Annotated in this window: 13 protein-coding genes; all 13 read right to left on the reverse strand. The window is 69.8% G+C overall.

Going from position 1 to position 9575, the window contains the following annotated elements:
- Entirely contained in the window at nucleotides 1-336 is a 336-nt protein-coding gene (locus AB0I79_RS50825) for a DUF4326 domain-containing protein (protein WP_357890218.1), read from the reverse strand.
- Nucleotides 329-700 (reverse strand): hypothetical protein, encoded by a 372-nt coding sequence (locus AB0I79_RS50830; protein ID WP_357890221.1) that lies wholly within the window; start codon nucleotides 698-700, stop codon nucleotides 329-331. The genes AB0I79_RS50825 and AB0I79_RS50830 overlap by 8 nt, the downstream gene beginning before the upstream one ends.
- The gene (locus AB0I79_RS50835) at nucleotides 693-1724 is read right to left on the reverse strand and encodes a phage Gp37/Gp68 family protein (protein WP_357890224.1); all 1032 of its coding nucleotides are present in this window, start codon (nucleotides 1722-1724) and stop codon (nucleotides 693-695) included. The genes AB0I79_RS50830 and AB0I79_RS50835 overlap by 8 nt, the downstream gene beginning before the upstream one ends.
- The gene (locus AB0I79_RS50840; RefSeq protein ID WP_357890227.1) at nucleotides 1714-2355 is read right to left on the reverse strand and encodes a hypothetical protein; all 642 of its coding nucleotides are present in this window, start codon (nucleotides 2353-2355) and stop codon (nucleotides 1714-1716) included. Before AB0I79_RS50840 ends, AB0I79_RS50835 begins: the two co-directional genes overlap by 11 nt.
- Nucleotides 2352-2669, reverse strand: coding sequence for a hypothetical protein (locus tag AB0I79_RS50845; RefSeq protein WP_357890230.1), 318 nt, complete (start codon nucleotides 2667-2669; stop codon nucleotides 2352-2354). Before AB0I79_RS50845 ends, AB0I79_RS50840 begins: the two co-directional genes overlap by 4 nt.
- Nucleotides 2666-2989 carry a hypothetical protein gene (locus AB0I79_RS50850; RefSeq protein ID WP_357890233.1) on the reverse strand — a complete coding sequence of 108 codons (324 nt, stop codon included), beginning with the start codon at nucleotides 2987-2989 and terminating at the stop codon, nucleotides 2666-2668. Before AB0I79_RS50850 ends, AB0I79_RS50845 begins: the two co-directional genes overlap by 4 nt.
- Nucleotides 2989-3294 (reverse strand): hypothetical protein, encoded by a 306-nt coding sequence (locus AB0I79_RS50855; protein ID WP_357890235.1) that lies wholly within the window; start codon nucleotides 3292-3294, stop codon nucleotides 2989-2991. The genes AB0I79_RS50850 and AB0I79_RS50855 overlap by 1 nt, the downstream gene beginning before the upstream one ends.
- 70 nt (nucleotides 3295-3364) lie before the next feature.
- Nucleotides 3365-4006 carry a DNA-directed RNA polymerase subunit alpha C-terminal domain-containing protein gene (locus tag AB0I79_RS50860; RefSeq protein ID WP_357890237.1) on the reverse strand — a complete coding sequence of 214 codons (642 nt, stop codon included), beginning with the start codon at nucleotides 4004-4006 and terminating at the stop codon, nucleotides 3365-3367.
- A gap of 136 nt (nucleotides 4007-4142) precedes the next feature.
- Nucleotides 4143-6119: a DNA cytosine methyltransferase gene (locus AB0I79_RS50865; protein WP_357890240.1), complete on the reverse strand. Its 1977-nt coding sequence runs from the start codon at nucleotides 6117-6119 to the stop codon at nucleotides 4143-4145.
- Nucleotides 6120-6148: 29 nt separating this feature from the next.
- Nucleotides 6149-6322 (reverse strand): hypothetical protein, encoded by a 174-nt coding sequence (locus AB0I79_RS50870; protein WP_357890243.1) that lies wholly within the window; start codon nucleotides 6320-6322, stop codon nucleotides 6149-6151.
- Nucleotides 6323-6335: 13 nt separating this feature from the next.
- On the reverse strand, nucleotides 6336-7517 hold the full coding sequence (locus AB0I79_RS50875) for a hypothetical protein (protein WP_357890246.1): 1182 nt from the start codon (nucleotides 7515-7517) through the stop codon (nucleotides 6336-6338).
- Nucleotides 7517-8146, reverse strand: a complete 630-nt coding sequence (locus tag AB0I79_RS50880; RefSeq protein WP_357890248.1) for a hypothetical protein — start codon at nucleotides 8144-8146, stop codon at nucleotides 7517-7519. The genes AB0I79_RS50875 and AB0I79_RS50880 overlap by 1 nt, the downstream gene beginning before the upstream one ends.
- A 110-nt stretch (nucleotides 8147-8256) precedes the next feature.
- Nucleotides 8257-9522, reverse strand: a complete 1266-nt coding sequence (locus AB0I79_RS50885; RefSeq protein ID WP_357890251.1) for a hypothetical protein — start codon at nucleotides 9520-9522, stop codon at nucleotides 8257-8259.
- Between the last annotated feature and the right edge of the window lie 53 nt (nucleotides 9523-9575).

Raw genomic sequence — 9575 nt, forward strand, 5'->3', positions numbered from 1 at the left:
TCACTCCTTGGTCGCCATGGCGGCGAGCAGGAGGTCCACGTGGCACGCCTCGTCGAGCTTGCACCGGCATGCCAGCGCCTGCCCGTCCAGCTCGGCGCGGGCCTGCGCGACAAGCTCCGGGTGGGAGTCGAGGTATTCGCGGTAGAGGTCAAGGACCTCGCGTCGGCTGTGCACCCGGCCGTCACATCCGGGCTGCCAGCAGCCGGCGCCGGAGAGCGTGTGCGGGTTCGCGTACGGCGACCGCTTCAGGTATGGCCCTTCCCGGCCGCACCAGACCGCGCCGGACGGGAGCCGGGGGTGGAACAGGTCGCCAGTGACCTGGACGCGCCTACCCATGGCCAGCCGCCCGCTTGAGAACGTGGTCCGCCAGAGCTTCGGCGGGCGTGAAGCACTCGCAGCCCTCCCAGATGATGCCGTCGCAGGCCGCGTGGTAGTCGCCGGCATCCTGGGCGCGGACCTCCCGCTCGCGGATGAGGAGAGCCCGCTCCAGCACGTCCGCGATCGGCTCGGCCATGCCGGGGTCAGCGATGGCGATCCAGGTGGCGTCGCCGTAGCACTGGTAGGCGATGGCGACGGGCCCGGCCGGGCCGTCCACGTTGTTGCCGGTGGCCCGCCACGGGGTGCCGCTCGTGCGAGCGGCGATCTCGCGGCAGATGGTGGCCGCCGTCTCCAGCTTGTCCCAGAGGGTCAGCTCAGGCATCCGGGTACTCCGTCCACGTCTGGCCGTCGAGGACGGCGCCCGCCTGGTGCTTGCCGACGCGCTCCATCACCTCGGCGTCCGGCTGGTCGAGCTTCCAGCCCGGCCACGGCGTGCCCCGGTCCCGGCCGTCGAGCATGACGACGTGGTGGCGGTCGTCGGTGGCATAGGACGGCTGGGGCCGCCACTCGCCCCACTGCTTGAGGAAGTAGGGCACGCCAGCGGCGGTGCACTGGTCGCGGAGGCCGCGCACCCAGTCGGGGTGCATCGGCCGCGCGCCAGGGCCTGACTCACCGCCGGCCACCACCCAATCCAGCGCCGGGATGTTCCCCGAGCTATCGGCGGTGAGCCATTCATTGCGGAGCACGACCGGCCCGAGCAACGGTTCCGCCGAGATCCACCGGACGGCGATGTGCGGAGTGTCGAGGAGGATGGGGATGCGGATGTCGGCCCACTTCTGGTTCTCGACGCTGACGCCGATATGGACGTTCGGCAGCGGCCGGACTGGCATCCAGTAGCCGTCCGCGCTGGAGTCGGGGGTGAGCTGCATCGGGGAGGCCGAACGGTACTTGCCTCGGACCCGCGCGAGCGCGATACCTCTGCCTGCCTCGCCGACCGCCTTCCAGAAGTCGTCCGAAGAGAGCATCGCCCGCATCCGGCCGGGCCTCTTGGTGGGCCAGACGAAGGCGTGCTGCGGTGTCATCGCCATCACCGCGAACGCCCGCACGATCATCCAGTCGGGTACCGCGTCGTGCCAGGTGTCGCCCAGGCTGTTCGGGAAGACACGGAGCGAGTCGCGCTTGGTGAGCGGCCAGTCCAGCCGCTCCGGGTGCAGCAGCACGCCGGTGGTCGCGCCGATGTGCTTGCCGTCGAACCGGCGTCCGGCCATCCGGAGCGGCGGCTGCCGCACGATGTAGCAGTTCTCGCACCCTTCGGATACGTGGGTGCAGCCGGTGACGAAGTTCCAGGTGGCGCCGCGGCGCCCGTCAGGGCCTCGGAGCCATTCAATGGCGCTGTTATCCGACATGGGCGATCTCCTTCGTGGTGGTGGTGAGGGGTTCGGGGTAGCGGTGGATCCACAGGCCGCGCGCCCCGTCCGCGATGGCGTTCGCGGCACTGGGCTTCTGACGGCCGCCGCCCATGGGGCCCTTCGAGGTGCGGAGCTTGGTCCAGCCGTCGAAGCGGTAGAGATTGCCAGGAGTGCCGGGGAGGCTCGTGGACGACAGGGCCTCGATCTGCGGCTGGCCGCACAGCTCGGCGCTGCGCGTGTCCCACCCGGCGTAGGTGCCGAGCCACAGCGGGACGAGGTACAGCCGCGCGATGCGCAGGACGGCCCGCAGGCACTGCTCATCGCGCCGGTCCGGCGAGCGGACGATCCTCGCCAGGTCCACCGTGTTGTACCGGTGCAGGCCCAGGCCCTTGCACACAGACGTGTTCGGGGTGCTGGCCAGGATCACGGCGGCGGCCACCCGGCCGCGGTCCTCCATGACGAACCCCAGGCTGCCGAACGGGCGCGTGTAGGGCCGGCCGCGCGGATGCTCGCCGTCGGGCAGGTGGAGCGGGTGCCGCCAGCGGATCAGCAGCTCGACGACCTCGGCCACGTCCACCTGGTAGAACGCGACGACGGGTGACAGCCGCAGGGCGAGTTGACGACTCATTGCGGACCTGCCGGAGTGTGCCCGCGCGCCCACTCCAGCAGGGCGACGATCTCGGGGTCCGGAGTGGCTGAGTTCCAGGTGCGATCCCGGACCATCTCCAGGCATTCGCTGGGGTCACTAACGATGTCGCCGACCTGCGCCCATCGCCAGCCGTGCTCGGTGGTGGTCCGTACGCAGGTGTAGCCGGCGTATCCGATGTCGTCCGGGTCCGCAGTGGAGGTGGCGGACAGGATGACGTTCAGCGGGTCCGGGCCTTCGATGTGATGGACGCGGATGGTGTAGCTGCGGCCGTCGTGGGTGAGTTCTCGAATCACGTGTAGGCGCCCATCTGGCCGGCCTGGTGCAGTTCGTGCGCGAACGCCTGTGCCTGCTCCGCGGTGAGGTCGAGCACGGGCACGAGCTGCCAGCGATCCTCGTGCGGGCCGTGCTTGGCGTACACCCGGTCGTCTTCGGCGTAGTAGGCGGAGGTGCCGCCGTTGCAGCGGCCCGCCCACGCCGCTTCGTTCAGCTCGTGCACGATCGCGCACGCCAGCGGGTCCGGGAAGGCGTCCATGACCTGGCGGCTGTGGTCATCATCGATGAGCCAGACCCGGCCCTGGACGTCGTGGCGGTAGAACAGCTTCTTCTCACCCATCAGGCACTCGCCGCCGATCGGGCCTGGAACCAGCGCAGCAGGCCCTCCACGACCGGGACCGCGTACTCCACGCCGACCGAATACACCACGTTCTCCCGCGTGGCCCAGCCGTCGCCCAGGTCGAATTCGACGTCGAGTCGCCACGCGCCGTCGTCCACCGGGTCGAAGACGAGATGCTTCGAGGGCGGGCCGGGGAGTTCGACGGTGACCTCGTGTTCGGCAGCTTCGTAGTCGATGCGGGCGCTGATTCCGGCGCGGACGAGGGTGGTGTGAAGGTCTTCGTTCTGCTCGTCGTACTTGCCCATCGGGGCCTCTCTCTCGGTGGTGGTGGGGTGGCCGCCGCCCGCCCTCCTGGCCGGCGGCGGCCGGGAGGGGTTAGCGGGTGGTGCGGGCGAAGTTGTGGCCGCCGTCGTCCACCGGGAGGCTGGCCAGGTCGAACCCGGCGCGGTTGCCCTTCCACGTGGACGGGTCTCCGGGGGTGGCCGGCGTGCCGGGCGTGAGCGGGTGCTGGGACAGCCAGGCCCACAGGTCTCCGCCGATGTGGCAGAGGCCGCCGCCGTGGTTGCCGTCGATGTAGATCTCTGAGTCGCCGCCGTACCCGGACACGTCGTGCTCGGCCCACACGCACAGCAGGTAGCCGGGGGCGCCGGCCTCGGTCACGCGGGCGAGGACGGAGGCGATGAGGTCCTGGTCGTAGCCGTCCCTGAGGGCTCCGGCCAGGTCGGCGATCTCCTGGTACAAGGGCGGCGCGTTCTGCATGATGTCCGCGTACCGCTCGCCTAGCCGGGATAGGACGGCGCGGACGTTGGCTAGGCATTTGTCACCGAAGATCCGAATGTCCGTGAGGGACAGATCGTCGTGTTCGGCCAGGATGGCGAGGGTGCGGATGCCCTCCCGGAGGAGGCAGTTGCGGGCCAGAGGCTTCAAATCGAGGAGGCGGATGTCGGTGTTGCCGGGCAGGCCGGTGGCCTTGACGAGGTTGGCGATCGTGCGAGAGGTGGTGTCGGTGATCGACATAGTTGTCTCCTTCCTGACGGTCGTGATGGTGGTGGCTGGCCCCGCTCGAACAAGCGGGGCCAGGGAATTTGTTGGCGGTACCGCCAACAGAATCAGCCAGGAAAGCGGGTGTCCGTGCGCGAACGTCCGAACTCGGTCATGCCGGGCACTTGGGATCGAGGACGGCACGGAGTCGGAGCCCGATCCATTTCCCGACCGCGGGGCTGACGGCGTTGCCGAAGCCGTCGATCTGGTCTCTCGCGGAGCCCCAGACGATGAAGGTGCCTTTGTGGTCGCCGAAATCGACGTCGAAGCCGCAGCCGACGCCGACTTCGTGCGGGCCCATCATGCGGAAGTGGCAGTCCTCCAGTTTCAGATCCGCGAGGACCTCGCGCCACCGGGCGTGGAGCAGCGCCGTGGTGTCGCGCGCCGTCAGGGTGCCGAGCGGGTCGCTCGCGGGGTGCGGAGCGGTCGCGTCGGCCTCGGAGCCGTTCTGCTTGTACCAGCCGGAGAACATCAGGGCCATCGTGTTGTCGGCGATGACGGTCTTGAGCGGCTGGTCCACCCCGGACACCCGCCGGTCCGTCCCCTGGTTGAACTGGACGAGCCCGGCCGCCGTGAGCAGGCCGGGGATCTGGTCGGACGTGAGGGTCGGCATCGCCTCTGACTGCGAGGTCGGCAGCGTGTTCTTCCGGAACGGCACGACGCCAGCGGACAGCAGCCCGAGCGTCTCGGAGCCGCCCTGCGTGGGCAGCGCCTCATCGACGCCGCGCGGGGCGCCCTGGAAGTTGTTGACCGCGAGCAGGACCGCCTTCTCATGCGTGGTCGTCACCGTGTCCATCGGCTCCGTGATGTGCTGGCCATCGCCGTTGTGCCGGTGCGCCGCAATGATGTGCCCTGTCGCCATGGACACCGGCGGCGTGAGCAACGCCTGCGTGTTCGTCGCGGTCTGCGACGGAAGCGGCTCGTCCAGCGTGCGGGTGCGGCAGTCGGAGCCGGGCCGCTCGAACGTGTTGCCCGCGGCAGCAACGAGCGCCCCGGTCGAGAGGACCGCCGTCTCCTGCTGACTCGTCTGCGTCGAGAGGGGCTGCCAAGGGTGACGTTCGGACCCGTGCGCAGCCTTGGCTGGCATGAGGACGGCGGGGAAGTCGGCGAACTTCTGCCTGCACCTCTCGGCCCTAGCCATCGTGGACGGGGCGAGCTGGCTCATGACGATCTTGCCCGTCTTCTTGTCCTTGAACTCCTTGAGCGGCCTGTCACCGATCTTGGGGCCGAGGTTGGACAGGTCCAGCGCGTTGATCGAGGGCGCGAACGGCGGGATCACGATCCGCCTGCACGAGGGGCACCGGTACTCGTACTGCTTGCCGTAACGGACGCTGCCCGTGGGAGGAACCCCGGTCTTCCAGGTCCACACCGCCTGCACGATGGTGCCACAGAAGCCGCACCACGACTCGGGCCGGTGGTCGAGGTCCGGGGCGGGCAGGCGCTTGTCCCAGAAGATGCCGTACCACCGGTCCCGGGACTGCGGGACGTCGAAGAACATGCTGTTGAGATAGAGGATGCGGAAGGCGTAGCCCTCGTTCTCCCACTGCTTGAGCCACCACCGGTAGGTTGAGCCGTCGCCGTACTTCTTGCCCGGCACCCGAGGCCCCCACGAGTACAGCTCCGTGGTGCACTCGATGAGAGCCATCCACGGATGGTGCTTGGCCGCGTATTGCAGCGCACACGTCGCCGTCGCACGGTCCCGCTCCGAGCGGGTGACACGCTCCTCGTACTCGGGGTCGTCGAGGTCGAACAGCGTCATTCCGAACTCGTACGCCTTCTGCGTGTTGGCTTGGCTGTGGTTGACGCAGGACACACCCGCGACGAGCAGGTCAGCGCGGGGAAGGTCGGCGGCGGAGTGGTAGTCGGACGACTCCGGGTCCACCAGGTCTGCGATCCAGTGCTCGACGTGCGGATTGTTCTTCTCGTGCACCTTCACCTTGTACTCGTCGTGGTTCGCCGCCACGATCGTGGTGAACCCGGCCTCCTCGATGCCCTTGGTCAGTCCCCCGAAGCCACTGAAGAGGTCCACGGCGATGTGGTCGTCGTGGCGGAACCGGCGCGGACGGACGGCGGGGCGATGCGACGCCACGCGTCGCGGCTTCTGCTTGGCGCGGCGGCTCACTTGGCCCCCTCAGCGTCCGGCTCCGGCGAGGAGCAGGGCTGCGTGAGCTGGACGAGCGCGACCATCACGCCGGGGCCGTCGCCGATGCTGCGGCAGTAGTTCAACTGCTTGACGATCGTCTCCCGCTCGGCGGGGGTTTGCGGGTGGTGGAACAGGTGGTGGCATGTCATGGCGATCTCCAGGTCAGATGGCGAGTTCGAGCTGGCGGGCGGCGTTCAGGCCGTTCCGCCACAGCTTCGGGAAGGCGGGGTTGGTCTTGTCGTGCGCGAGCGCGGGCGCGACGGTGAGCAGGTGCTCGACGGTCGGGAAGTAGATGCCGCGCCGCCGCCACCACACCCGGTGGTGTCGGCCGTCCGACTCCAGCCGCCGCCCGAGCAGGCCGGCGGCCCGCTCCAGGTGGGCGAGCATGTCGGCGCGGGTGCCGGTGACGAGCGGGCCCATGGAGCGGGCCGGCTGGCCTCTTTTCATCGCGTCGCCGGGCTTGCTGCCGAACCCGCGGCGCACGTCGTACACCGCCCACTCGATGGCGTCGAGGTGGCGGTGGAACAGGTCGAGCAGGATGGGGCCGCCGGGCCAGGCGGCGAGCAGGTCGTACAGCTGCTTCCCCGCGAGGAGGCCCTGCTTGGGGTTGCAGGCGACGGCCAGGTACTCCATCGTCAGCGTGTCCATGGCCTGGTAGGGGTGGGCGAGCAGGCGCGGGATCGTCCGCGCCTGGCCGCCCTTGGTGACCGAGAACGCGAACGGGCACTCCACGCAGTGGCTGCGCTTCCACCGCACGCCGATGCGCTGGTAGATGTAGCGTGCGCAGGCGTCCCAGTCCCAGCCCCAGTCCAGCAACGGATACGTGGGGAGCTTGTTGGGAAGGCCGAGCGCCAAGTCCCCGACGACCCGCTCCGGCTCCGACACGTCGTAGCCCATGACGTGCACGTACGGCTCGCCGCAGGTGAGGGTCTTGATGAACTGGTCCATCACCCAGGCTTTGAACCGCTGGCTGTGCTTGCGGATCCCGCCCGTCTGCGGCACGGTCGCGGTCGTCACCAGCTCCTCCGACAGCGCGTACGCGCCGCTGGTCAGGCACAGGATGGGCTCGCGGGTGTCGTCGAGGACGACGATGCCGTCTCGCTCGAAGTGGCCCGCGCGGGCGAGCTGCACCGTCCGGACTCGGTGCTCGGCGAGCAGCGGGTAGACGTGGAGCTCGACATCGATGGCGGTGTCGAGGAACTCGTCACCCGTATGCGCCGTGATCACGACCAGGTTCGACAGATCCGGCAGCAGCTCCGGCGGCCTGGTGCCGGGCTCGAACAGCCACCGCAGAAGGATCGCGGTGCCGTTGGCGCCCATGCCGTAGGAGAAGACGACGTACATCAGTGCCCGCCCTCGTCGCCGGCGGCGGGCCAGGGCAGGTCCCACAGCACGAGCCGCACGAGGTCGTGCGGCTCTGGATGGCCGCGGGCCACCAGCCGGACCTTGGGATGGGCGAGGGCGCGCAGCGAGATGCCGCGCGGTCCCTTCCGTGCCGACTCCACCACCTCGTACTCCGACATGGGGAACCGCACCGAGTACCACGGCGTGGCCGCCCGGCCGGATCGCACGATGGCGTCCACGCTGGGCGGCTCGTTCGAGCCGCACCAGCACGCCTCCGGGAGGGTGCAGTGGCGGCGTGTCGGCCGGGTCCGGTCACGGTGGCGGGGCAGCCGGCCCGACAACATGGGACAGGCCCTGATCGAGTAGGCGGCGCACCAGGGATGCTCGGCGGGCTCGGGGACGTAGCCGTCTGCATAGTCCTGCGGCCGGGCCATGAGGACCGCGGCGTCGGCGAGCTCCTGGGCGCAGAGCTGGCAGCGCCGTTCGAGGATGCATTCGGTGACGCGGGCGGGTTCGACACGGCCGAACTCGGGGGTGCTGTCCGCGTGCCGGAGGGCGATGTACGGGATGACCATCCCGTTGTGCTGAGGGGCGTGGATGAGCTGGATGGGGATCGCAGCGTTGGCCACTGCGCTCCTCCCTTCGTACTCGGGAAGGGGGCTTCGAGGGGGTGGCCCCGCCGCCGGCGGCGGGGCCGTACGATCGGTGTGCGCGAGCCCGGTTGGGACGGGCTCGCGCTCTACAGCTCGTTCGGGTGGGCGGCCTGGTGGCGATGCTTGGCCGCGCGCTGCTCGGCGTCGGCCCGCTGCTCGGCCAGCTCGCGCTCACGATCCGCGAGTCGCACGGCCTCGTGGTCCGCCTCACGCGCTCGGCGGGCGGCCCGCTTGCGGAACCCGGCCTCTTCGATGGCGTCGAACTCGACCAGCCCGCGGTAGTGCGGCAGGAGCTGCCGGATGACCTGGCTCATCCGCTCGGCCGTCTTCTCGGGCACGGTGCCGCCGCCCGCGCGGTGCGGTGAGAACCACCGCCACTGCTCTGTGGACGGGTACACGGTTGACGTCCCGGCGAACGTGATGCTGTTGATATTCGGAGCGTGCGGCCCGGCCTGGTGACGGCGGCTGTCCCAGTGCCGATCGGCGGCGGGCACGTCGTCGCCGTACTGGATGGTGACCGCGTCGTCTCCGCCCTGGTCGCGCCGCAGCTCGTACGGGCCGATCCAGATGACGCCGAGCCCGGCGATCGCGTAGCGCACGCCCGGCCGGTCGAGGTCAATGGTGTGCAGGAACCGGTGACGGCGCGTCCTCGGCTTGCGGCCCTTGGCCGCGCCGGAGGTGATGGCGATGGTCTCCCAGCGGACGCCGGGAGCCTCGTACGGGTCGCCGTACCGGTCCTGCAGCGGGTCTTCGCCCAGCTCGGCCAGCACCGTGGGATCGAACCCGCCGACCTGCTTGAGCACCTTGCCCAGTTCCTCGGCCACGGCCTCCCGCGTCGGCGGTACTCCGGCCTGCGGCTGCATCACCGCGCACCAGTCCGGGCATCGCTCGCCCTCGGGGCCGTTGCAGAAGGGGCAGGGGCCGTTCTTCGGCACGGTGTCCTGGGCGGCGTACACGTCCTGGACGGGCCAGATCTTGTAGGCGTGCTCGACCTCCTCCGTTTGGCCCGTCTGCTCGTTCTTCTCCTCCTTGGTGGCCTTCCGCTCGACCTTCGGTGCGAGGATCCAGATGCGCGGGGCGTCCTCGCTGGTGAGCTGGCGGCCGAAGCGGCCCCAGAAGAATCGCGGCTGCACGTGCGTCGCGTCCGGGTTCTGTCCGTAGATGCGCAGGCAGTTCCGGATGCTGTAGGGGTTCATGCGGGCGCAGAACTTCCGGAACCCGTCGATGACCTCCGGGTGGTCGCGCAGCAGCGCCGCGATCTGCAGCTCGGCCTCGTACGCTCGGGCGCGGCCGGCGTCCTTGCGGGCCTTCCAGGCGGCTTGTTCTTCGTCGGTCATCTCGGTTCGCCACATGGCGTTCCTCCTGGTCGTGGGTGTTCGTGGTGGTGAGGTTGCTCGCCCGCGGC

It is taken from the genome of Nonomuraea sp. NPDC050202 (assembly GCF_040656115.1).
Classification (GTDB): Bacteria; Actinomycetota; Actinomycetes; order Streptosporangiales; family Streptosporangiaceae; genus Nonomuraea.